This is a genomic window from Pseudomonas sp. LBUM1659 (genome assembly GCF_059716045.1).
The window spans coordinates 3,165,195-3,188,459 of sequence record NZ_CP166797.1; the positions used below are offsets into that span (position 1 = coordinate 3,165,195).

At 59.6% G+C, this 23,265-nt stretch carries 19 protein-coding genes and 1 tRNA gene; 13 read left to right on the forward strand and 7 right to left on the reverse strand.

Annotated features, from left to right (window positions below):
- Positions 1–12: 12 nt before the first annotated feature.
- Positions 13–1,935: a hybrid sensor histidine kinase/response regulator gene (locus ACA048_RS14235; RefSeq protein WP_497629720.1), complete on the forward strand. Its 1,923-nt coding sequence runs from the start codon at positions 13–15 to the stop codon at positions 1,933–1,935.
- 80 nt (positions 1,936–2,015) lie between these two features.
- Here the strand turns inward: ACA048_RS14235 and ACA048_RS14240 are convergent, their stop codons facing one another.
- From ACA048_RS14240 to ACA048_RS14255, 4 genes are all read right to left on the reverse strand, one after another.
- Positions 2,016–2,492, reverse strand: coding sequence for a PA2171 family ribosome-binding persister protein (locus tag ACA048_RS14240; RefSeq protein ID WP_497629721.1), 477 nt, complete (start codon positions 2,490–2,492; stop codon positions 2,016–2,018).
- A gap of 278 nt (positions 2,493–2,770) precedes the next feature.
- Positions 2,771–3,067: a hypothetical protein gene (locus tag ACA048_RS14245; protein WP_497629722.1), complete on the reverse strand. Its 297-nt coding sequence runs from the start codon at positions 3,065–3,067 to the stop codon at positions 2,771–2,773.
- A gap of 188 nt (positions 3,068–3,255) precedes the next feature.
- Positions 3,256–4,599, reverse strand: coding sequence for a cation:proton antiporter (locus ACA048_RS14250; RefSeq protein WP_497629724.1), 1,344 nt, complete (start codon positions 4,597–4,599; stop codon positions 3,256–3,258).
- A 353-nt stretch (positions 4,600–4,952) separates the two neighbouring features.
- Positions 4,953–6,107, reverse strand: coding sequence for a MalY/PatB family protein (locus tag ACA048_RS14255; protein WP_497629725.1), 1,155 nt, complete (start codon positions 6,105–6,107; stop codon positions 4,953–4,955).
- 315 nt (positions 6,108–6,422) lie between these two features.
- On the opposite strand from ACA048_RS14255, the gene fdnG reads away from it, so the two are divergent.
- The 12 genes from fdnG (at position 6,423) to ACA048_RS14315 (ending at position 21,508) form a co-directional block, all read left to right on the forward strand.
- On the forward strand, positions 6,423–9,488 hold the full coding sequence (fdnG, locus tag ACA048_RS14260; RefSeq protein ID WP_497629727.1) for a formate dehydrogenase-N subunit alpha: 3,066 nt from the start codon (positions 6,423–6,425) through the stop codon (positions 9,486–9,488).
- A complete protein-coding gene (gene fdxH / locus ACA048_RS14265; RefSeq protein ID WP_497629728.1) occupies positions 9,489–10,424 on the forward strand; it encodes a formate dehydrogenase subunit beta in 936 nt (311 codons plus the stop codon).
- Positions 10,421–11,074 carry a formate dehydrogenase subunit gamma gene (locus ACA048_RS14270; RefSeq protein ID WP_497629729.1) on the forward strand — a complete coding sequence of 218 codons (654 nt, stop codon included), beginning with the start codon at positions 10,421–10,423 and terminating at the stop codon, positions 11,072–11,074. The genes fdxH and ACA048_RS14270 overlap by 4 nt, the downstream gene beginning before the upstream one ends.
- Positions 11,075–11,078: 4 nt before the next feature.
- Entirely contained in the window at positions 11,079–12,005 is a 927-nt protein-coding gene (gene fdhE / locus ACA048_RS14275; protein ID WP_497629730.1) for a formate dehydrogenase accessory protein FdhE, read from the forward strand.
- 53 nt (positions 12,006–12,058) lie between these two features.
- The gene (selA, locus tag ACA048_RS14280) at positions 12,059–13,489 is read left to right on the forward strand and encodes an L-seryl-tRNA(Sec) selenium transferase (RefSeq protein WP_497629731.1); all 1,431 of its coding nucleotides are present in this window, start codon (positions 12,059–12,061) and stop codon (positions 13,487–13,489) included.
- The gene (selB, locus tag ACA048_RS14285; RefSeq protein WP_497629732.1) at positions 13,486–15,393 is read left to right on the forward strand and encodes a selenocysteine-specific translation elongation factor; all 1,908 of its coding nucleotides are present in this window, start codon (positions 13,486–13,488) and stop codon (positions 15,391–15,393) included. Before selA ends, selB begins: the two co-directional genes overlap by 4 nt.
- Before the next feature lie 6 nt (positions 15,394–15,399).
- Positions 15,400–15,495 (forward strand) — tRNA-Sec (locus ACA048_RS14290).
- Positions 15,496–15,654: 159 nt separating this feature from the next.
- Complete coding sequence (locus ACA048_RS14295) at positions 15,655–16,734, forward strand: AI-2E family transporter (protein ID WP_497629733.1); 1,080 nt, start codon at positions 15,655–15,657, stop codon at positions 16,732–16,734.
- A gap of 54 nt (positions 16,735–16,788) precedes the next feature.
- Positions 16,789–17,973: a patatin-like phospholipase family protein gene (locus ACA048_RS14300; RefSeq protein ID WP_497629734.1), complete on the forward strand. Its 1,185-nt coding sequence runs from the start codon at positions 16,789–16,791 to the stop codon at positions 17,971–17,973.
- A 292-nt stretch (positions 17,974–18,265) separates the two neighbouring features.
- Positions 18,266–19,555, forward strand: a complete 1,290-nt coding sequence (locus tag ACA048_RS14305; protein ID WP_497629735.1) for an NAD(P)/FAD-dependent oxidoreductase — start codon at positions 18,266–18,268, stop codon at positions 19,553–19,555.
- A gap of 25 nt (positions 19,556–19,580) precedes the next feature.
- Positions 19,581–20,138, forward strand: coding sequence for a helix-turn-helix domain-containing protein (locus ACA048_RS14310; RefSeq protein WP_497629736.1), 558 nt, complete (start codon positions 19,581–19,583; stop codon positions 20,136–20,138).
- Between the two features lie 23 nt (positions 20,139–20,161).
- Positions 20,162–21,508 carry a glutamine synthetase family protein gene (locus ACA048_RS14315; RefSeq protein ID WP_497629860.1) on the forward strand — a complete coding sequence of 449 codons (1,347 nt, stop codon included), beginning with the start codon at positions 20,162–20,164 and terminating at the stop codon, positions 21,506–21,508.
- A 46-nt stretch (positions 21,509–21,554) separates the two neighbouring features.
- Here the strand turns inward: ACA048_RS14315 and ACA048_RS14320 are convergent, their stop codons facing one another.
- From ACA048_RS14320 to ACA048_RS14330, 3 genes are all read right to left on the reverse strand, one after another.
- Positions 21,555–22,040, reverse strand: coding sequence for a short chain dehydrogenase (locus ACA048_RS14320; protein WP_497629737.1), 486 nt, complete (start codon positions 22,038–22,040; stop codon positions 21,555–21,557).
- Positions 22,041–22,778: 738 nt separating this feature from the next.
- Positions 22,779–22,958: a hypothetical protein gene (locus ACA048_RS14325; protein ID WP_497629738.1), complete on the reverse strand. Its 180-nt coding sequence runs from the start codon at positions 22,956–22,958 to the stop codon at positions 22,779–22,781.
- 5 nt (positions 22,959–22,963) lie between these two features.
- Positions 22,964–23,251, reverse strand: a complete 288-nt coding sequence (locus ACA048_RS14330) for a hypothetical protein (RefSeq protein WP_497629861.1) — start codon at positions 23,249–23,251, stop codon at positions 22,964–22,966.
- Positions 23,252–23,265: the final 14 nt, after the last annotated feature.

Here is a 23,265-nt window from a genome sequence, read left to right on the forward strand (position 1 = left end):
CGGGTGTAATCGATGAGTGATGTGCCGTCCAAAACCAATTCCATCGAGGAGATGCGCTTTCGCCTGCTGATTGATTCTGTGGTGGATTATGCGATCTACATGATCGATCCCGACGGCATCATCACCAGCTGGAACACTGGCGCCCGACGATTCAAAGGCTACGAGGAAGCGGAGATTCTCGGTCAGCACTTCTCGCGGTTCTATACCGAAGAGGATCGACGTGCCGGTTTACCCCAGCGCGCGCTGGACACGGCGATTAATGAAGGTCGTTTCGAAGGCGAAGGCTGGCGGGTGCGCAAGGACGGGACGCGTTTTTGGTCGCACGTGGTGATCGACCCGATTCTGGACCCGACCGGCAAGCTGCTGGGATTTGCCAAGATCACCCGCGATCTCACCGACCGCAAAATGGCCGAGGAAACCCTCAAGCAAAGCGAACAGCAGTTCCGCTTGCTGGTTCAAAGCGTCACGGACTATGCCATCTATATGCTTGCCCCTGATGGACGCCTGACCAACTGGAATCAGGGCGCCCAGCGCATCAAGGGTTATCGGCCCGAAGAAGTCATCGGCCAGCACTTTTCAATGTTTTACACCCCCGAAGACCGCGAAGCCGGCGAACCGCAACGGGCATTGGAGACGGCCATACGGGAGGGGCGATTCGAAAACAAGGCATGGCGCGTGCGCAAGGACGGTACACGGTTTTTTGCTCACGTCGTGGTAGACCCGATCTGGGGCGACACCGGCACGTTACTGGGTTTTGCCAAGATTACCCGTGATATCACCGAGGCGACCCTGGCCCAGCAAGACCTTGAGCGAACTCGCGAGGCGTTGTTCCAGGCGCAGAAAATGCAAGCCATCGGCCAACTCAGCGGCGGGATTGCCCACGACTTCAACAACCTGTTGACGGTCATCCTCGGCAATCTGGAAATCGTGCGCAAAAGGATAGGGGATGATCCGAAACTGACCCGTCTGGTCGACAATGCCCGCCAAGGCGCCTTGCGCGGTGTCTCCCTGACTCAGCGCATGCTGGCCTTTGCCAGACGCCAGGAACTCAAATTCGAATCCGTGGAAGTACCCGCGCTGATTGAAGGTATCAGTGGGTTGTTACGCAGTTCCCTCGGGCCTTCAGTGCTCCTCGAAACGCACTTTTGCGAAGAACTTGAGCCGGTCATGGCTGACGTCAACCAGCTCGAACTGGCCGTTTTGAACCTCGTCACCAATGCCCGGGATGCCATGCCAGATGGCGGTGAAATCGTCATCACAGCCAAGAAAGCGGAGCCGGGCGATTTAACAGCGTTATCCCTGAAGGAAGGCTCTTATGTTTGCCTGAGCGTTACCGATACGGGCGAAGGGATGAATGAGGAAACGCTCGCGTCGGCGATGGACCCGTTTTTCACCACCAAAGGGGTGGGTAAAGGAACAGGCCTGGGGCTGTCGATGGTGCATGGTTTTATCGAACAACTGGGTGGGCGGTTCGTTCTCAAGAGCCGCCAAGACATAGGCACCACCGCTGAACTGTGGATCCCGGTCGCTACCCCTGCGTCAGATATCAGGCCCGTCATCGAAGAAGAACAATCAGCGCCGGTGGCGCAGCTGTGTGTGCTGGTGGTGGATGACGACAGCCTGGTGTTAACCAGTACCGGGCTGTTGTTGGAGGATTTGGGTCACCGGGTAATCGCAGCGATGTCCGGTGCAAAAGCGCTTGAACTGTTCGAGAGCGAGCAGCACATCGACCTGGTGATCACCGACATGGCCATGCCGCACATGAATGGCGCGCAATTGGCACACGCCATCCGGCTGAAGAATCCCGACCTGCCGATCATCCTTGCCACCGGTTACGCCGAACGCCTGGAAGGTTTCGCGACCATGCTCCCGCGCTTGTCCAAACCGTATACCCAACTCAATCTGATAGAGGTCATTGCCCAAGCCATGAAGTGAGGCGGGTGAATGTTTGCGAAGCTGCACCAGCAAAATGGCCCGGCAAACGCCGGGCCAATCGTTGTGTGGCTATTTCAGGATCAGGCAGCGAGATTGCCGTCGCTCAATTCTTTTTTGTACTGAGCCTTCAACGTTTCCATCTGCGCGCCCAATTCTTCGAGGGTCGCTTTGCCCAGCAGCTTTTTCGCCTGAGGGAACATCTCCGTTTCTTCCTCTTCGATGTGGTGCTCCAGCAGCTCCTTGACCACTTTGACTCGGCCTGCAAACTCCGGGGTGGAAGGGTCGGTGACTTTCAAGTCCGGCAGCACCAGCGAGTCCACGGTACGGTGCTCTTCCTTGGCTTCGTAATACATCACGTCCTGCTCCCTACCGCCGGCCTTTTTGTAAGCCGGATACAGGACTTCTTCCTCAAGTCGCGTATGAATGCTGATTTCCATTTCCAGCTTGGCCAACAACTCTTTGCGTTTTTTAACGCCGCGTTCAGTGGATTCGCTCAATTGGCTCAGAATGCCTTTTACACGTTCATGGTCAGCTTTCAACAGATCGATGGCGTTCATGGTCAAGTCTCTCAAGTCGTCACGGGGATGAGCGCGAACGGTCTCAATGGCCGATAGTCGCTTGAGTGGATTGAGCAGGAGTCGTGCCGTCTTTCGGCTGGATGAATTATCAATACAAATCAATCAGTTAAACAACTTGATGGCTAACTGCGCTCGTGCAGGCTGCATGAGTCCGAGATTTTGGCTCATGCAGTTCGCGGTGCAGCGTGCGCAACCCTGAAATACCGTCATCTTGCAGTGAAAAAGAAGCCCGGCAATCGCCGGGCTTCTTTTCACGCTCAGGCTCGGTGTTCAAGCTGCTGGCGCAACTGATGAGAGTTGCTGGCGGACAGTGGAATCGGCGGAAAATCCTCGTTGAGTAATTGCAGATGCTCAATCGCTTCCTGAAACTTCGAATCAGCTTTGCGGCGCAGCGCTTGATAGCGATCAAACAACTCCATATCCAGGTCGCCGCCATCGAGCAATTCGAAAGCACATCGGCTCAGGTTCTGTGCCTCTTCGAACATCTGACGGTTACGTTCCAGGGCTAATGCCCGGCAGGCTTTGATTTGATCAGAGGAAGAGTAATGGATCATGACCGCACCTTTTTCTTTTTCGGGGTCCCTTTAAATAGGCGTCGTTGCCACAGTGGAACCTAACCTGTCGGATCCCGCGATGCACAAACAAGGCGGGATTGAAGTTGTGACTGCCAGATGAAATTGGGAATTCAGTTTTTTGCAGGCGAAAATTTGATAAATCTGCCAACGAAGGCGCAGAGGAAAAATCAAATAGTTTGTTTTTTCAGGCGCTCGTAGCGGGCGAGGGTGGGCTGGGTCGTAATGCCGTGAATCAAGATACTCAACGCGACCACCGACAACGTCAGGTCGGTACACAGCGACGCCACCGACTGACCGAGCCCGTGGTTCAAGGCGTAAAACAGGTAATAAAGACTGCCAATGCCACGGATGCCGAACCAGCCAATCAATGCGCGCTGACGCCAGTCAAGCAAGCTGCCCCACGGCATGACGGCCACACTCAGCGGCCGGATCAGGCAAAACAGCACGCCGCCAATGGGCAGGGCGCGCCAATCCCAGTGGGCGACCAGCACCACGCCCAGCAGCGTCACCAGAAACACTTCCATGGCCCGCTCTACGAGGCCACCGAAGGCGAGCATGTCACTCATCATGATCCCCGCCGCGACCTGGCTGTCTTCCAGATGGTCGGTGTTGCCACGCATGGCATGTTGCGGCTCGACGTTCTGATGACCCACCACTGGCTGAACAAGGTGTTCGGCAGGCTCTAGCGATTCGCCCGCGGTCTTGACCTCGGCCTGACGCAAGCCGAGGCCGGCGGCGAAAACCGAGAGAAACCCATAGGCATGAATGAATTCGGCCCCGACATAGGCCAGGGCGATCAAGGCGAGGGCGAGGTAATCATTTGGGGACAGCGTGCTGTCACCGTTATGGATACGCAGCTTCAACGTCACGCGCCCGATGCCGCGTCCCATCCAGTAACCCGTAAGCAAACCGGCGGGAACGGCCCAGAGCAGACTTTTAAGCGCCCAGTCGCCCACCCAGCCGGGATCGCTGTCGTGTTGCAACAAGAGTAATCCGAGAATCACGAATGGAAACGCGATGCCATCGTTGAGCCCGGCCTCGCCCGACAGACCGAAGCGCACACTGTCGTCGTCCCGCGCGTCATTGACCTGTACGAGGGCGGCGAGCACCGGGTCGGTCGGCGCCAGAATCGAGCCGATCAGGACGGAGGCTCCCCACGACACTGCGAAGCCGTAATGCAACAGCAAACAAACGCCGCCAATGGTCAGGACCATGACCGGCCCGGCCAGCCCGAATGCGATTCGCCAGGTCTTGTCCTTGAGCGGCAGACGCAATTTCAGTCCGCAAACAAACAACGAAAAGAGCACCGCGACTTCCGTCAGGTGCTCCATCCAGTCAGCGGCGTCGTTGGTGTTCAGCTTCAACAAGCCCAATGCGCCCGGCCCAATGGCAGCACCCAGCACCAGGCACACCGCCGACGTGGTCACCGGCATCCAGCGCAGGTACGACGACGTCAGTGCCAGCGTCAGCAGCACGGCACCCAGCACCGCCACCCAAAGAATGAAACTCATGTCTTGACTCGCCGGGCAGATGTCGCGATGCAGGGCTCTGGCAATCAACCGAACGTCGCGCGCAGGTATTCAGGCGGCAGCACGTTGAACCACACCAGAATCAGTTCCAACAGAATAGTCACCAATAGATCGATTGAGTTATGAACCGGTCGGCAGGTTCAATTCAGAGCATCGGCTTACCGCCCGTGACGCCATAACGCTGGCCCGTGATGTAACTGGCTTCATCCGACGCCAGCAAACTTTGCCGGGTGGCATTCGCCCTCATGAAAAACCAGAGCGAATACCAACCTGATTTAAGGCTGCAAGGTTTCCCTGCAACATAGAATCTCCCACAGGGGCATATGGTGTGTTCTTCAGGCCTTGCGATTACGCAAGCTGCGCTCCATCCGCGCAATACCTTCTTCGAGCAGTGCGCGTGGGCAGCCGAAATTCAGGCGCACGAATTGCTTGGCGTCATCGCCGAAATCCAGGCCAGGGCTCAAACCGACTTTGGCTTCTTCCAGGAAGAACTGCTGCGGGTTGTCCAACCCCAGCGCCGAGCAATCGAGCCACGCCAGGTAGGTGCTTTGCGGGACGTTCATCGTGACGCCCGGCAGCCGGGTGCGGACGGCGTCGACCAGGTAATCGCGGTTGCTTTGCAGGTAGGCGCTCAGTTCCGCCAGCCATGGCCCGGCTTCGCTGTAGGCGACGCGGGTGGCCAACAGGCCCAGCGGGTTGACGCTGTCCACCATGCCGCAACGGGCGTGGTTGACCTTCTCGCGCAAGGCGCGGTCCTGAATGATCATGAATGAGGTTTTCAAGCCGGCGATGTTGTAGGCCTTGCTCGCCGACATCAGCGTGATCGTACGCCGGGCAATGTCCGGGCTCAGCGTCGCCATCGGAATGTGCTTGCGCCCGTCGAAGCACAGCTCGGCGTGGATTTCGTCCGAGATGATCCAGGCGCCCTGTTCCAGGCAGATGTCGGCAATCGCTTGCAGTTCGTCTCTTGGGAAGGCTTTGCCCAGCGGGTTGTGCGGATTGCTCAGCAGCAGCGCGCCGCCACCTTGCAGCGACTGGCTGAGCGTGGCGAGCGGGGTGGTGTAAGTGCCGTCGGACTGCGCGTCGAAAGTCAGTTCGACCTTGTTCAGCCCCCAATGACCCGGCGCGTGACGTAGTGGCGGATAGTTGGGCACCTGCACTACGACGTTCTGTTGCGGCTGGACCAGCGCCTTGAGCGCCATGTTGAAGCCCGACTCGACCCCCGGCAGAAAGATCAGCTCTTGCGGTTCGACGCGCCAGGCGTATTTGTTCCAGAGGTCGGCCACGATGGCGTCGCGCAAGTCATCCGGGGCCACGCTGTAGCCGACCATCGGGTGTTCCAGGCGTTTTTGCAGGGCCTGGATGATCATCGGCGGCGCGGCAAAATCCATGTCGGCCACCCACATCGGCAGCACGTCGGCCGGGTAGCGGCTCCATTTGGTGCTACCGGTGTTATGGCGGTCGAACACCTGATCAAAATCGAAAGTCATGCGCGGTCTCGTAACAGCGGGTGGGTGATGCCGGCCATGATAATCGCCAATCCCTGTGGGAGCGAGCCTGCTCGCGATGAGGCCGGCACAGTCAGCATTGATGTTGCCTGACTTACCGCTATCGCCGGCAAGCCGGTCTCGCTCCCACAGGTTCGGTGGTGTGGCGGGTATCGGGTGAGTGCCCGACGGTCGGTTTTCACACAGGGCACGGCCGTATTGACTAGAGTTTCAAGGGTCGGCAGCCCGTCTGCCGTCACCGTGATTGATTGAAAAGTCCGGCAAAGCCCCGGATTTCCACCTGATCAGGAGTGCACGATGGACCTCAGCCGTCGTCAGTTCTTCAAGGTCGCTGGTATCGGCCTTGCAGGCTCGAGCCTGGGCGCGTTGGGCGTGGCCCCTACGCTTGCCTTCGCCGAGCAGGTGCGCCACTTCAAGCTTGCCGCCACCCATGAAACCCGCAACACCTGCCCGTATTGTTCGGTCGGTTGCGGCTTGATCATGTACAGCCAGGGCGATACGGCCAAGAATGTCGCGCAAAACATCATCCATATCGAAGGTGACGCGGACCACCCGGTCAACCGCGGCACCCTTTGCCCCAAAGGCGCAGGCCTGCTGGATTTCATTCACAGCCCCGATCGCCTGCAATACCCGCAGGTGCGCAAGCCCGGCAGCAGCGAGTGGACGCGAATCTCCTGGGATGAAGCGCTGGACCGCGTTGCCGACCTGATGAAGGCCGACCGCGACGCCAACTTCATCGAGAAGAATGCCCAGGGCCAAACGGTGAACCGCTGGCTCACCACCGGTTTCCTCGCGGCCTCGGCGGCATCCAACGAAGCGGGCTACATCACCCACAAGGTCATTCGCAGTCTCGGCATTCTGGGGTTTGATAACCAGGCGCGTGTCTGACACGGCCCGACGGTGGCAAGTCTTGCCCCGACGTACGGCCGTGGTGCCATGACCAATACCTGGACCGATATCGCCAACGCGAATCTGGTTCTGGTGATGGGCGGCAACGCAGCAGAAGCGCACCCCTGCGGTTTCAAATGGGTGACGGAAGCCAAGGCGCACAACAAGGCGCGGCTGATCGTGGTCGACCCGCGATTTACCCGCACGGCCTCGGTGGCCGACTATTACGCGCCGATTCGCACCGGCACCGACATCGCCTTCATGGGCGGGCTGATCAATTACCTGCTGACCGAGGACAAGATCCAGCACGAATACGTGCGCAACTACACCGACGTGTCGTTCATCGTCAAAGCCGGCTATGGCTTTGAGGACGGGATTTTCAGCGGTTACGACGTGGCCAAGCGTAGCTACACCGACAAGTCCGGCTGGGGCTATGAACTCGGTGAAGACGGCTTTGCCAAGGTCGACCCGACCCTGCAAGACCCACGCTGCGTCTATCAATTGATGAAGCAGCATTACAGCCGCTACAACATTGACCTGGCGAGCCAGATTTGCGGCATGCCGGTCGATGCAATGCAAAAAATCTGGGATGAAATCGCCACGTGCTCGGTACCGGGCAAGACCATGACCATCCTGTATGCGTTGGGCTGGACCCAGCACTCCATCGGCGCGCAGATCATCCGCAGCGCGGCGATGGTGCAATTGCTGCTGGGCAATGTCGGCATGCCTGGCGGGGGCGTGAATGCCTTGCGCGGTCACTCCAATATCCAGGGCCTGACCGATCTGGGGTTGTTGTCCAACTCGTTGCCCGGTTACCTGACGCTACCAGGCGACGCCGAACAGGATTACGCCGCCTTCATCACCAAACGTACGCAGACACCGTTGCGGCCGGGGCAACTGTCCTACTGGCAGAACTACGGCAAATTCCACGTCAGCCTGATGAAAGCCTGGTATGGCGCCAACGCCATAGTCGAGAACAACTGGGCGTACGACTACCTGCCGAAACTGGACATCCCCCAGTACGACATCCTCAAAGTGTTCGACCTGATGGGCCAGGGCAAGGTCAACGGCTACATGTGCCAGGGTTTCAACCCCATCGCGGCGTTGCCCGACAAGAACCGGGTGATGGTGGCGCTGGCCAAACTCAAATGGCTGGTGGTGATGGACCCGCTGGCCACCGAAACTTCAGAGTTCTGGCGCAATGTCGGGCCGTACAACGATGTGAAAAGCGCCGATATCCAGACCGAAGTGATTCGCCTGCCCACTACCTGTTTTGCCGAGGAAGACGGCTCGCTGGTCAACAGCAGCCGCTGGCTGCAATGGCACTGGAAAGGCGCCGACGGCCCGGGTGAAGCGCAAACCGACATTCGGATCATGGCCGAGCTGTTTCTGCGTTTGCGTCAGCGCTATCAGGCGCAGGGCGGTGCTTATCCCGATCCGATCCTCAAACTGTCGTGGCAGTACAAGATCGCCGACGAACCGTCGCCGGAAGAACTGGCCAAGGAAATCAATGGCTATGCCACCACCGACTTCACCGACGCCACGGGCGCGGCAATCAAGGGCAATGCGCAACTGGCTGCGTTCAGTCAGCTCAAGGATGACGGCAGTACCGCGTCCGGCTGCTGGATTTTCTGCGGCAGTTGGACCGAAACCGGTAACCAGATGGCCCGTCGCGACAACAGCGACCCGTGGGGTATGCACCAACAATTGGGATGGGCCTGGGCCTGGCCGGCGAACCGACGGATTCTCTACAACCGCGCGTCAGCCGACCTGCAAGGTAACCCGTGGGACCCGAAAAAACGCCTGGTGTGGTGGAACGGCAAAGTCTGGGGCGGCACCGATGTGCCGGACTACAAGGCTGACGTGCCGCCGGAAGCGGGGATGAATCCGTTCATCATGAACCCCGAAGGCGTGGCGCGGTTCTTCGCCGTCGACAAGATGAACGAAGGCCCGTTTCCCGAGCACTACGAGCCGTTCGAGACACCGATCGGCATCAACCCGCTGCACCCGAACAACAAGAAAGCCACCAGCAACCCGGCGGCGCGGATCTTCGATTCGGTGTGGGATTCCCTCGGTGTGGCCAAGGATTACCCGTACGCGGGCACCAGCTACCGCTTGACCGAGCATTTCCACTTCTGGACCAAACACTGCCGGCTCAACGCGATTACCCAGCCGCAGCAGTTTGTCGAAATCGGCGAGGTGTTGGCGAAGGAGAAAGGCATCGTCGCCGGCGATCGCGTGCGCGTCAGCTGCAAGCGCGGGCACATTGAAGCGGTGGCGGTGGTGACCAAGCGGATTCGTCCGTTACAGGTCAACAATCAGGTGGTGCACCAGATCGGTATCCCGTTGCACTGGGGGTTTACCGGGCTCACGCGCCACGGTTACCTGACCAACACCCTGGTGCCGTTCCTCGGCGATGGCAACACGCAAACCCCGGAATCCAAGTCATTTTTGGTCAACGTGGAGAAAGTCTAAATGGCCAGCCAAGACATTATTGCCCGTTCGGCCACCACGACCCCGTCACCTTCGGTGCGCATTCAAGAGGAAGTGGCCAAGCTGATCGACACCACCAAGTGCATCGGCTGCAAGGCTTGCCAGGTCGCCTGCTCGGAATGGAACGAGCTGCGCGACGAAATCGGCTTCAACCTCGGCACCTACGAAAACCCGCATGACTTGAGCGCCGAAACCTGGACACTGATGCGCTTCACCGAGCATGAAAACGATGCCGGCAACCTCGAATGGCTGATTCGCAAGGACGGCTGCATGCATTGCGCCGAACCCGGTTGCCTGGCGGCGTGCCCGAGCCCGGGGGCGATCATCAAGCTCGCCAATGGCATTGTCGATTTCAACCAGGACCACTGCATTGGCTGCGGCTATTGCATCACCGGTTGCCCGTTCAACATACCGCGGATCTCGCAAAAGGATCACAAGGCCTACAAATGCACGTTGTGTTCGGATCGGGTCGAATACGGGCTGGAACCGGCCTGCGTTAAAACCTGTCCGACCGGGGCGATTGTGTTCGGCACCAAGGAGGACATGAAAGAACACGCCGCCGAACGGATCGTCGATCTGAAAAGCCGTGGCTTCGAAAACGCCGGCCTGTACGACCCGGCCGGCGTTGGTGGCACCCATGTGATGTACGTGCTGCACCATGCTGATACGCCGCAGCTATACGCCGGGCTGGCGAAGGATCCGGCAATCAGTCCGCTGGTGGGGTTGTGGAAAGGCGTGAGCAAACCGTTAGGCCTGTTGGCCATGGGCCTGGCGGTACTGGCCGGGTTCTTCCATTACGTGCGCATCGGGCCGCAGGTGGTCGAAGAGGACGAACATCCCCCAGGCAAGGACCCGGCCGTGCATGAGGTTGACCCATCGGTTCATACCTATGATCCGCGGCGGGAGGACAGGCCATGAGCAACAAAACGATCCTGCGCTACACCACCGGTCAGCGCACCAATCACTGGCTGGTGGCGATCCTGTTTTTCATGGCAGCACTCTCCGGGTTGGCGCTGTTTCATCCGGCGTTGTTCTGGCTCAGCAACCTGTTTGGCGGTGGCCCGTGGACACGCATCCTGCACCCGTTCATGGGCGTGGTGATGTTCGTGCTGTTCCTTGGATTGGTGCTGCGCTTCTGGCGCGCGAATTTCTTCATTACCAATGATCGGTTGTGGCTGAAGCGAGTCGGTCGGGTAATCAAGAACGAGGAAGAGGGCGTGCCGCCCGTTGGCAAGTACAACCCCGGGCAGAAGCTGCTGTTCTGGACCTTGCTGGCCTGCATGCTGGTGCTGCTGTTCAGCGGACTGGTGATCTGGCGCGCGTATTTCAGCGCTTTTTTTGGCATCACCGCGATTCGTTGGGCGATGCTGCTGCATGCGTTGGCCGGGTTTGTGCTGGTGCTGAGCATCATCGTGCACATCTACGCCGGGATCTGGATCAAGGGCTCGGTCAGCGCCATGGTGCATGGCTGGGTCAGCCGCGCCTGGGCGAAAAAACACCATGAACTCTGGTACCGCGAAGTGACCCGCGACGAGCACCCCGACCGGCCGATCAGCAAAAAAGGATAAGCACTTGCCGACCATTCTTGAGCCTGGAGAGATTGAAGCGGCGGCGACTTCACCGCCGTTTCTGTACCCGCCGCCACACAACCTGTTCACCTTGCGCGCATTGCGGCTGGAGCGGCTGGCCGAGGGGCATCCGCTGGCCGATTACCTGCGCCTGGTGGCAGGCTTGTGTCGCGTGCAGCAGCAACTGATGGACGATCCGCCCGTCGCCACCCTGCCAGATCCCGAACGAATCAACGTGTGCCAACTGCACGGCCTGCCACCGCTTGCCGCCGACACACTGGTGCGCGAGGGGCATTGGTTGCCGTACCTCGACGCCTTGTTGCAACGCTACCGGCCAGCGCCGCAACCGGCGGTAGAGCAAGCCTTGGCGATGTTGCGCAATACCGACTCCGGACAATGCAAAGCCTGGGCGGTGGCGTTGGTCAGCGGCCAGTTCACGCTGCTGCCAGCGGCGCTGGTGCCGTTTCTCGGCGCCGCGTTGCAAGCGGCCTGGAGTCACTGGTTGCTGAGCACGCCGGACCTGGCACTGAAACCCGGTGACAGCCTCAGCCAATGCCCGGCTTGTGGTTCACCGGCAATGGCCGGTGTGATTCGCCACCGAGGCAAACACAACGGTTTGCGCTATCTGGTGTGTTCGTTGTGTGCCTGTGAATGGCATGTGGTGCGGGTCAAATGCGTGTACTGCGAACAAAGCAAAGGCCTGGAATACATCAGCCTGGAGGATGACCGTCACGTCGCCAATCAGGCGCCGTTACGCGCCGAAACCTGCCCCGGTTGTCGCAGTTACCTGAAACTGCTGTACCTGGAAAACGACGCCGACGCCGAAGCGTTGTCCGCGGACTTGGCCAGCCTGATGCTCGACATGCGCCTGGAAGAGGAAGGCTTCTTGCGTCCGGCGCCCAATCTGCTGCTGGCACCTGGGGGTGACTGAACGCTCTGCGGCTACACTCAGACGCGACGGTCAATCGTTTCCAGGAGCGCCTGATGCCTTCAACTTCCGCCAGTCAAACCTTGCGGCTGCCTTCCATCGATAGTTTGCTGCGCCATCCCGCCTGCCAACCACTGGCCGAGCGCTATGGCCGGGAGGCGCTGCTGGCGAGCCTGCGGCAATTGCTCGATGACTTGCGCGAACCGGTTTTGACCGGGCAACTCGATGCCGTGGAAATCAGCCCGCACGTATTGGCGGGACGGGCGGGTGAGCGTCTGGCCCAGCATCACCAAAGTCATGTGCGGCGGGTGTTCAACCTGACCGGGACCGTGCTGCACACCAACCTCGGACGGGCGCTGCTCCCCGAAGTCGCCATCGAAGCAGTGCAAATGGCCGCGCGCTATCCGCTCAATCTCGAATTTGATCTGCTCAGCGGCAAGCGCGGCGACCGTGATGACCTGATCGAAGGCCTGATCCGCGAACTGACCGGCGCCGAAGCGGTGACGGTGGTCAACAACAACGCGGCAGCGGTGCTGTTGACGCTCAACAGCTTGGGCGCGCGCAAGGAAGGGATTATTTCCCGGGGCGAGCTGATTGAAATCGGCGGCGCCTTCCGCATTCCCGACATCATGGCGCGGGCCGGGGTCCGGCTGCATGAAGTCGGCACCACCAACCGTACGCATGCCCGTGATTACGAAGCAGCCATCGGCCCGCGCAGTGGTCTGGTGATGCGCGTTCATGCGAGCAATTACAGCATTGAAGGGTTTACCGCGCGGGTGCCAACCGCCGAACTGGCGCAGTTGGCGCACCAGCATGGCTTGCCACTGCTTGAAGACCTCGGCAGCGGCAGCCTGCTGGACCTGACCCGCTGGGGCCTGCCCGCCGAACCGACGGTGCGCCAGGCGCTGCTCGATGGTGCGGACATCGTCACCTTCAGTGGCGACAAATTGTTGGGTGGTCCGCAGGCCGGGTTGATTGTCGGGCGCAAGGACCTGATCGCGAAGATCAAGAAAAATCCGCTCAAACGCGCGTTACGGGTCGACAAACTGACCCTGGCCGCGCTCGAAGCGGTGTTGAGTTTGTACCGCGATCCCGATCGCCTGGCCGAACGTCTGCCAAGCCTGCGCCTGCTGACCCGCCCGCAGGTCGATATCCTCGCCCAAGCCGAACGGCTGCAACCTTCGCTGGCGCACGTAGTGGGCGACGGCTGGAGCGTCAGCGCGCTGCCGGCGTTGGGCATGATCGGCAGCGGCAGCCAACCGGTGGCGCGCCTGCCCAGCGCCGCGTTATGCCTGCGGCCAAAGGTGTCCAAACGTCTGCGCGGGCGGCAGTTGCTGTGGCTGGAGGCCGCGTTCCGCCAGTTGGCCATTCCGGTGCTGGGCCGCATCGACGACGACGCATTGTGGCTGGACCTGCGCCAACTGGACGATGAAGCCGCCTGGCTGGCGCAACTCGATCAGTTATCGGTCGAGGGGCAGGCAGGGTGATCGTCGGCACCGCAGGGCACATCGACCACGGTAAGACTTCGCTGTTGCAAGCATTGACCGGGCAGGCCGGTGACCGTCGCCGCGAAGAACGCGAACGTGGCATGACCATCGACCTCGGCTACCTTTATGCGGCGCTGGAACCGGGCGCCGAGTTGACCGGGTTCATCGACGTGCCCGGTCACGAGCGGTTCACCCATAACATGCTAGCCGGGGCGCAGGGCATCGATCTGGTGTTGCTGGTGGTCGCAGCGGATGACGGCGTGATGCCGCAAACCCGCGAACACTTGGCGATCGTTGAACTGCTGGGCATTCCCCGGGCGCTGGTGGCGATCACCAAGTGCGACCGGGTCGATCCGGCCCGGGTGCAAGCCGTCCATGAACAGATGACAACGCTACTGGCGCTCGGGCCCTATGCCGATGCGACGCAGATCGCGCTGTCGAGTGTGACCGGGGAGGGCGTCGAGGCGCTGCGCCAGGCGTTGCTCGATGTACAGCGCGACGTTCTTCAACGCAGCACCAGCGGCGGTTTTCGCCTGGCAATTGATCGAGCTTTTAGCGTAGCTGGCGCCGGCATCGTGGTGACCGGCACGGCATTGTCAGGGCAAGTGACGGTGGGCGACACACTGGTGCTTAGCCCGCTAGGTAAACCGGTGCGTGTGCGCGGTTTGCATGCGCAAAATCAAGCGGCAAACAGCGCGTATGCCGGGCAACGCGTTGCGTTGAACCTGAGTGCCGAGCGCCTGGCGCTGGAGCACATTCACCGTGGCCAATGGCTGCTGGCCGAGTGGCTGTATGCCCCGACCCAGCGACTGGACATTGACCTGCGTTTGCTGGCCAGCGAAGCCAAACCCTTCGAACACTTTCAGCCGGCGCATGTTCACCTCGGCACTCAAGACGTGACAGGGCGGGTTGCGTTGCTCGAAGGCGCGAGTTTGACGCCAGGTGGGCGGATGTTCGCGCAGATTCTGCTGAATGCACCGGTGCAGGCGGTGAAAGGCGATCCGTTGATCCTGCGTGATCAGAGCGCGCAACGCACCCTCGGCGGGGGCCGGGTGCTCGACCCGTTTGCCCCGTCCCGACACCGACGCAGCCCCGAACGCCTGGCACAATTACAGGCCCTCGCCAGCCGTAATACGCTTGAAGAACTCTTGCCGGCGTTGTTGGCCAACAGCGACACCGGCCTCGATCCACGGCAACTGGAGCGTCAGTTCAACCAGCCACGCGCGACCTGGGTATTGCCCGCTGATGTGCGCTTGATCGAGACCCGCCAAGGTTCGTTACTGTTCAGTGCTGCGCGTTGGGATGCGCTGAAAGCGCCCTTGCTGGAGCAGCTCGCACGCTTTCATCGACTTGAGCCGGATCAAATGGGCCCTGACCGGGATCGCCTGCGTCGCTTCGCTGCAACAGCGATGGAACGCCCGACCTTCATCTGCCTGGTCGACGAATTACTCGCCAGCGACGCCCTGGCCACCAGCGGGCCGTGGCTGCATTTACCCGGTCATCAGGTGCGCTTGAGTGAAGAGGACGAAGCGCTGTGGCAGCGCCTACAACCGCTGTTCGAACAGGCCGGGCTCGATCCTCCATGGGTGCGCAAACTGGGGCATGACGAGGCGACTGTGCGCTTGTTGTTGCGCAAAATGGCGCGGCTGGGGCTGCTGCATCAAGTGGTCCGGGACCTGTTCTACACCGACGCGATGATCCGTCGATTGGCGGCTATGCTCTTGCAACTGGCCCAGCACAACCCGGTGATTCAAGTCGCGGCGTTTCGCGATGCGGTCGGCCTGGGTCGCAAGCGCAGCATTCAGATTCTGGAATACTTCGACCGCATCGGCTTGACCCGACGCCTGGGCGACAAGCGCCAAATCCGTCTCGACAGTGCCTTGGCCGAGCAGAAAGACGACTGACTTCAAGGAAGGCAATCGCGCCCGGTGGCGCGGCCGGGCTTCAAACCCGGTTGGGGACGGCATCCGTTCCCGGGCCGGTTCGACTCCGGCTGCCTTCCGCCATTTTCTGGATTCAGGCGTGGATGCAGAGTCGATGCGCTGCATTTTCAATTTTTTTCGAAGTGCTGCCATTCAGAGCACACAGATCACGTCGTACTGTTAAATCATTGTCTATGCTGGCCTTACCGCTCCCACCTGCTTTGAATAGGCAAGGAAACATCCATGGTGCCCACGCCGCTGTCCGAGAAATCGTTGACCCGCAGCATGCTCGATGTCCTGATTCGTGCCGGGTTGATTGTTGTTCTGGTGCTGTTTTGCTTCGAGATATTCCGTCCGTTTCGCGACCTGATGCTGTGGTCAGTCATCCTGGCGATCACGCTCTACCCGTTGCAACTGCGGTTGATGGGGTCGTTCGGACGCAGCGAAGGGCGTTCTGCCACCGCGATTGTACTGATTGCCATCGCTATTCTGGTGGTGCCGGTTTATCTGCTGGGCACATCGATTGGGTCGTCGGTCGGACAGGTCATCGACCTGGTGAAGGAGGGGTCATTCCACATCCCGCCGCCGCCCGACACGGTCGCCACGTGGCCGCTGGTGGGTAAATCCATCTCGTCGTTATGGATACAGGCCTCAACTGATCTTCCGGACCTGATAGCGAAGTACTTGCCGCAAATAAAAGGCGTCAGTGTGGGTTTGTTGACCAAAATTGCCGGCGTCGGGGCAGGTTTGCTGATGTTCATTGTTGCCTTGATCATCGCCGGTATTTTCATGGCGCATGGTGAGGCCGGCAGCCGATGTGCGGTAGATATCGCGTCGCGCGTCAGCGGTCCTGAAAAGGGGCCGAAAATCGCTGAACTGTGCACTGCAACCATTCGCGCAGTTGCGCTCGGCGTGGTTGGCATCGCTTTCATCCAGATGTTGCTGGTGGGGCTGGGCTTCGTACTCAAAGGCATCCCGGGCGCGGGGCTGCTGGCCATCGGCGTGTTGCTGCTCGGCATCATGCAGTTACCGGCCACGCTGATTACGCTGCCGGTGATTGTCTATGTGATGGCCACCGAGGGGCCCAATACGAGGACCATTATCTTCTCCGTCTTTGTATTCGTTGCTGGCCTGGTGGACAACGTACTCAAACCGCTTTTGCTGGGACGAGGTGTGGATGTGCCGATGCCGGTCGTGCTGATTGGCGCGCTGGGCGGCATGGTCACGAGCGGCATCCTGGGCTTGTTCGTAGGGCCGGTGGTGCTTGCGGTTGGCTACCAATTGTTCTGGCAGTGGGTTCAGGATCGGCCGGAGGAAGGGTAAAATCCGCAACAGTTCCCGCGGGCTCTGTCAATGGCCGGGGCCGGAGGAGGCGTTTTGAAACCATTCCTGCCCGGACCGGGTACATCAACGTGGAACATGTTGCGCCAAGCGTGCCTGCAACGCCGGGATGCCGTGCCGCCAGCCTTGACGGAACTCGCGGTTGTCCCCGGCATTCCAGAGGCGCGTTACTGGCTGGACCGGGAACTCGCTCCGCTCATTCGGGACGTGCATCAGGCCAACCATCGAGAGGCCCAGGCGCTTGCCAGAGCCGGGGAGCCGAATGACATGCTACCGCTGGCCAACATGCTGGCGGTCTCCGGTGGTAGTGACGCTGGCACCTTCGCGGCGGGCATCATCGCAGGATGGACGTTGCATGGGACGCGGCCAACTTTCAAAGTGGTCACGGGCATCAGCGCAGGCGCCCTGGTCGCCCCGTTCGCCTTCCTGGGGCCTCAGTACGACGACATCATTCTGCGCATCTGCAGTGCCCTCGGCCCCAAAGACATTTTCCATTCGCGCAATGTGCTGACCCGGCTTGCCAGCGACGGTATTGCGGACAGCAAGCCACTGTCGCGGCTCGTCGCGCAATACGTCACCCCTGACCTTCTGGCGGCGATTGCGGCGCAGTATGCCAATGGACGACTCCTGATGATCGGCACCACCGACCTCGATGCAGGGCGACCCGTGACCTGGAACATGGGCGCCATTGCCGCAAGCGGTGCGCCGGGAGCACTCGACCTGTTTCGTCAGATCCTGATCGCATCGATGAGTATTCCCGGTGCCGTCTCACCCGTCATGATCGACGTGGAGGTCAACGGTCAACGGTTCCAGGAAATGCACGTGGACGGCGGCGTCATCACGCTGGTATTTCTTTACCCCCCAGGCACCGTCATGGCGCTGAATAACGTGACGGGCGCGCGCTTGCGCCGTGATCGGCATTTCTACGTGATTCGCAACGGGAAACTGGAGCCGCAGTGGTCCGGCACAAAGCGCCGCACGTTGAGCATCGGCGGTCGCGCCATCACCGCGTTGATCCAGACGCAGGGAATCAGCGATCTCGACCGGATTTACCGAATGGCCCAGCAGGACGGGTCTGACTTCAATCTTGCGTACATCGGCTCCGATTTTCATCACCTTCGCACTCATCGGTTCGATGGCGAGTACATGAAGCGTTTGTTCGAGTATGCCTTTGAGCTCAGCGCGAAAGGTTACCCGTGGCATAAATCCCCCAATACCTGAAACACGTCGGGTGCTTTGGTGTTTCTGTGCCGGGATGTTTGTGGGGCTGGACTGGCCCTTTCGCGAGCAGGCTCGGTCCCACATGGATCTCCGTTAGGCACAGATTTTGTGGATGACAAAGATCAACTGTGGGCGAGCCTGCTCGCGATGGAGCCAGTCAAGACACCCAATTACTGTCAGGTGTACTTGCGCTTGTCCGGTGCCGGCGGGAATTACTGGCGCAGTTGCTTTCGTGAAATTAATCATGTAGTTTTTCATGAAAATATAAAAACATAATTTCATGAGAGCCGGTATGTTCCAGCAGTCCACGCAGCATGTCGCCAGCTATTACGCCCACAGTTGCGCTAATCACCTGACCACTCGACCTGCGCTCGCAGGTGAGCAAGACACCGAAATCTTGATCATCGGCGCCGGGTTCAGTGGTCTGCACACCGCGTTGCGCCTGGCCCTGGCCGGCAAACGCGTAACTCTGCTGGAAGCCAGTCGCGTAGCGTGGGCAGCCTCGGGGCGCAATGGTGGTCAGGCCATTCTCGGCTGGTCATGTGACATGCCACCTCTGGAAGCGGCGCTGGGTTATGAGCGCGCTCGCCGGTTGTGGGATGGAATGCGCTGGGCGGCGCAAGAACTGCGTGAATTACCCGCTCGCCATGGTTTTGACTGTGATTATCGCGCCGGCCATCTGTGGACTTCGGTCATGCCCCGGCGTGTCGGTCTGTTGACTGAGTGGCAGCGTGAGGCCAGTCACAAGTGGGGGCACCATGGTTTGCAGCTCATCAGCCGTGAACAGTTGCCGCAATGGATCGCCAGCGAACGCTATCAGGCCGGTCTCTTTGATCCTGAGGGCGGGCATTTGAACCCGCTGAAACTGGCCCTCGGCCTAGCCGCCGCCATCGAACGCGCAGGCGGCCGCATCCATGAACAAAGCAAAGCATTGAATTATCGAGAGGAAGGCGGTCGCTTCGTGGTGAACACCGAGCGCGGGTCCATTCGGTCGGATGTTCTGGTGCTGGCCTGCAATGCCTATCTGGACCGGCTCGATCCTAAACTGGCCAGTTGCGTATTGCCCGTCGGGACGTATCAAGTGGCGACCGCGCCCCTGACGCCAGAGCAGGCCACTGCGCTGCTGCCCAGCAATGTCTGCGTCACTGACAACCAGTTTGTCCTCGACTATTTCCGTCGCACCCCCGACAACCGCCTGCTGTTTGGCGGCGGTTGCACGTACCTGGGCGGCATGCCCAAGGACATTGCCGGGGCAACACGACCGTTCCTGGAACGGGTGTTTCCGCAGCTCAAAGGCGTAGAGCTGGAGTTCGCCTGGGGCGGGCACATCGACCTGACCCTTAAACGTACCCCTGACATTGGCCGATCGGGGGATCGCTACTGGCTGCAAGGCTATTCCGGGCATGGCGTGCTGCCCACGCTGGCCGCGGCCCGCGCAGTGTCCGAAGCCATTCTTGGTCAGGACGATGAATTATCTTTATATCAGGGCTTGAACAACGGCAGTTTTCCCGGTGGCAAATACCTCGCCGCACCGCTGGAAGCCATCGGCAAAGCCTGGTATCGACTACGCGACAGTATCTGATGAGTCATCTACCGGAATTGCAGGCATGAACAAGCAAGAAGAAATCGCCGCGCTGGCGATCCTGATTCACGATTTGCGCAAGCACAAGAAATACACCTTGAAGGAACTGGCGGACAAAATCGGCCGTTCTGTCGGCTTTCTCTCGCAGGTCGAACGCGGCTTGTCACGGCCCACCGTGGCAGACCTGACGGCGATCAGTGAAACCCTGGACGTACCGACGACGTATTTCTACAGCCTGCCAAAACCCAAAGAGTTGCCGTGGGTCACGCGGCCGGACGAACGCCGCACGTTGTACTTCGCCAACGGTATTACCGACATTCTGGTTTCGCCAAAAATACGCGCGTCCTTTTCCATGCTCGAAAGTCATCTGGAAGCCGGTGCCAGCAGCGGCGACCGGCACATGAGTGACAGCTCGGAGCAGGGCGGCTACGTGCTCGAAGGCGAGTTGACGCTGTGGCTGGGTGATGACGAAGAACCTGTGACTTTGGTGGCTGGCGACAGTTTTCAATTCGACAGTCATACCCGTTGCCGCTACGGCAACCTTACTCAGCAGCTCACACGAGTGCTTTGGGTTTACACCTGATAACAAGATAAGGACCAACAATGATGGATGCTACCTGCTCTGATCTGCTGGCTGAGGTGCGGGCCTTTCGCCAACGCTATCCTGAGGTGCGCTATGTCGACCTGATTTCCCTCGATATCCCGGGGCATTTTTACGGCAAGCGCTACCCGGTGGACATGCTGGAAAAGGTCGCGGCCGGGAGTGCGCTGAAACTGCCGCAGAACTGTGTGCTGCTGGGCGTGCAAGGCGGGTTGTTCAAGATTGGTGATTACTGTTTCAACGACGGCGATCCGGATGCATTGCGTCGTCTGGTGCCGGGAACACTGAAACCGGTGAGCTGGGAAGGGCAACCGCTGGGGCAAATGCTGATCACCTCGGACGGCACTGAAAACCCCATTGTGTTTGAACCGCGCCAGGTACTTGCGCAGGTCCTGGACAGGCTTGCCGGCAAAGGCATTCATCCCGTGGTGGCGTTCGAGCTGGAGTTCTACCTGTTCGATAAAAAGCTGCGCGAGGGGCTACCGCAGTTTCCCCGCGACGGGCTGACGGACGATGCCGATGACCAACCCAACATGCACATCGAGCGACTGTCACGCTTCGCGCCGGTACTCGACGACATGGTCGAGACCTCGCGGGCCCAGGGCATCGACAGCACGGTGATTACCGCCGAACTCGGGCCGGGTCAGTTCGAAATCAATTTCGGGCACCTTGACGATGGCTTGCGTGCGGCAGACTGGGCGGCGCTGTTCTGTCGCAGCAGCCGTGGCGTAGCGCTTAAACATGGTTATCGTGCGAGCTTCATGGCCAAACCTTACTTGCAGCACCCGGGCAGCGGCATGCATGTGCATGTCAGTCTTTACGACGCGGCTGGCAACAACATCCTGGCGGCCAACCAGCAGCAGTCATTGCGTCACGCCGTGGCCGGCTGCCTGGAATTACTGCCGCATTGCATGCCGGTTTTCGCCCCGAACCAGAACGCTTATCGCCGCTTGGGCGGCACGACAAACGTGGCTACGCAAGCGAGCTGGGGGTTTGAGGATCGTGATGCGTGCCTGCGCATTCCGGAGTCGGATTCGAAAAATTTGCGCATCGAACATCGTCTGGCGGGCGCCGACGCCAATCCCTATCTGGTATTGGCAGCGATTCTGGTGGGACTGGAACATGGGTTGGACGCGGGCAAAGAACCCATCTTGCCGCTGAACGAAGAGCGCAACAGTGGCGTCGACTTCCCACTGGAAATGCTCGAAGCCGTGCGCTCGATGCAGCATCAGCCGCAGTTGCGTGAAGGATTGGGGGCAGAGTTCGTGGATGTCTATTGCGAGAACAAACGTCAGGATCATCTGGCGTTTATGCAGGAAATCAGCGCGCGGGAATACCGCTGGTATCTGTAATCGGTGGAGACGGGCAATCGTTCAATCCGAGTGATTGCCCGCAACACTAGCGAGAAGATCGACGATGTCCAAGACGATTGAGCACGAGAAGCGAACCGCTGACCAGCAGCGCAACACCGACCACCAGCAGCGCCGAAGGGCGAATCGGCATTCTCTCGGCACTTGTCGTGCCGATTGCCGACGAGTATGACGGGCTCACGGCAGTGCCCAGAATGTCATCCGTCATTTCGGTGGGCAGATATTGCTGCGCGTCGTACGGCACTTTGTTCAATGCCAGGCGCGCGCCGTCGCCCAAGGTCAACGTCAGGTCTTCAATGGTGCCGACGACCCGGCCGGGGTACACCGGATCGCCGATGGGATCGAGTTGGTCATACAGAAACTGTCGCCCTTCGAGCCAGCCGACTGCCGTTTGCAACTCCGGCCCCAGGTAATATTTTCCGTCGAGAAAGAAGCCGGGGAAATGCGGCGTGCGTTCAAGGCTTTCGACGTTGTAGCGCTCGCCCGGCCTCATACCGGTTGCTGGGTCGATCATGGTGAAGTTCTCCTTCTGCTGGTTCTGCGATAGAGAACAGGCTCAATCCTTAGGTTCCATTGGATTGATCGAAAGGCACGGTGCGCTGTTGATCCACCCTGCCCGCTGCAAAGCGTGGCGATCCAGCGGCATAACCGTTCGTCAGCCGCGCTGAGCGCCTTTCAACGCTCGCGGCTCACTATTTTTTATTGAGTGGAACCTGACCATGTCGTGTGTAATCTGTGAAAACCCTTTTGCACGAACACTCTGCGCGGGCGTTTGGCAGGAATTCCATTGTTCTGAATGCGGCAATGGCCGTATTACCCAGGAGTTTCTGAGCCTGATGATGTTGTTGAATTTGCAACTTGATGTCAGGCGAAGCCGAAAGTGGCTTAAGGAACGTAGACAATCCGACCCGCTGCCAATGATGCGCGTGTCAGATATCTTGCTGTGCTGTACCGCCAAGGATGCTGTCGGTCCGGCCACAGGCAGCGAGGGATAGACACCGCAGAGCAGGGAGTCTAGTTGCCATCCGCCGCGTGGCGTTCAATTCGTAGCGGCTAACTAAGACAGGAATGAATGAGCAATCTGAGCGCTTTGGGTTGACTTGCCACTTTCAAAATCGGCAATGGCCGAAGTCAGCCTTAAACACGCTACTTCAGACCATCCCTAAGGGATGGTCTGGAGCAACCGTGTATTTCTGGCTGACTTCAGTCCACAGAAAAGGGAGGTCGGCATCGACCCCCCATTTACTCAGCACTAATTACCATCAGCCACCTTGCGTTCTATCTCCGCGATTTTTTCGCTGATCGTTTCAGCCTCCCGCTCCTTGACGCGGGTGGAAGAGGGCGTAATGGCTTCATCAACGCCTTCGGTTTCATCAGTGGGAGGGGCGTTTGATGGCGTTTGAGCGTCATTGACATCGTCATCGTCGTGCATGTCGTTTACCTCTGCTGACTGCGTTCATTCAGTTTTTCTTCGTCCTGCGAGCCGCTGGAAGAGGCAGCGTCTTTTTCCGCTGCCTGCGCATCGGCACCGGAGTTTGAACCCGCCGCTTCTTCGCCCTTTTTGTTGGCTTTCTCTTCGTTGGATTCGGCGCTTTGAGCCTGGTTAACGCCTTGGATAGCGGTAGGTGGGGGCACAGATCCCTTCGTCGTTTCGGCTGCAAACGCGAAAAACGAACTCGTCAACAGCAGGCTCGCGATGGAGAGGGAAGTTATTGATTTGTTCATCATCTGAGTTTTCC

What these genes read in the sequence shown, in the direction of transcription:
- ACA048_RS14305 (WP_497629735.1), top strand. Translation starts at nt 18,266, where the DNA reads ATGTTCCAGCAGTCCACGCAGCATGTCGCCAGCTATTACGCCCACAGT.
- ACA048_RS14245 (WP_497629722.1), bottom strand. Translation starts at nt 3,067, where the DNA reads ATGATCCATTACTCTTCCTCTGATCAAATCAAAGCCTGCCGGGCATTA.
- ACA048_RS14310 (WP_497629736.1), top strand. Translation starts at nt 19,581, where the DNA reads ATGAACAAGCAAGAAGAAATCGCCGCGCTGGCGATCCTGATTCACGAT.
- ACA048_RS14255 (WP_497629725.1), bottom strand. Translation starts at nt 6,107, where the DNA reads ATGACTTTCGATTTTGATCAGGTGTTCGACCGCCATAACACCGGTAGC.
- ACA048_RS14325 (WP_497629738.1), bottom strand. Translation starts at nt 22,958, where the DNA reads ATGCACGACGATGACGATGTCAATGACGCTCAAACGCCATCAAACGCC.
- selA (WP_497629731.1), top strand. Translation starts at nt 12,059, where the DNA reads ATGCCTTCAACTTCCGCCAGTCAAACCTTGCGGCTGCCTTCCATCGAT.
- fdxH (WP_497629728.1), top strand. Translation starts at nt 9,489, where the DNA reads ATGGCCAGCCAAGACATTATTGCCCGTTCGGCCACCACGACCCCGTCA.
- ACA048_RS14240 (WP_497629721.1), bottom strand. Translation starts at nt 2,492, where the DNA reads ATGAACGCCATCGATCTGTTGAAAGCTGACCATGAACGTGTAAAAGGC.
- ACA048_RS14315 (WP_497629860.1), top strand. Translation starts at nt 20,162, where the DNA reads ATGGATGCTACCTGCTCTGATCTGCTGGCTGAGGTGCGGGCCTTTCGC.
- ACA048_RS14295 (WP_497629733.1), top strand. Translation starts at nt 15,655, where the DNA reads ATGGTGCCCACGCCGCTGTCCGAGAAATCGTTGACCCGCAGCATGCTC.
- ACA048_RS14270 (WP_497629729.1), top strand. Translation starts at nt 10,421, where the DNA reads ATGAGCAACAAAACGATCCTGCGCTACACCACCGGTCAGCGCACCAAT.
- ACA048_RS14320 (WP_497629737.1), bottom strand. Translation starts at nt 22,040, where the DNA reads ATGATCGACCCAGCAACCGGTATGAGGCCGGGCGAGCGCTACAACGTC.
- ACA048_RS14235 (WP_497629720.1), top strand. Translation starts at nt 13, where the DNA reads ATGAGTGATGTGCCGTCCAAAACCAATTCCATCGAGGAGATGCGCTTT.
- ACA048_RS14330 (WP_497629861.1), bottom strand. Translation starts at nt 23,251, where the DNA reads ATGAACAAATCAATAACTTCCCTCTCCATCGCGAGCCTGCTGTTGACG.
- ACA048_RS14250 (WP_497629724.1), bottom strand. Translation starts at nt 4,599, where the DNA reads ATGAGTTTCATTCTTTGGGTGGCGGTGCTGGGTGCCGTGCTGCTGACG.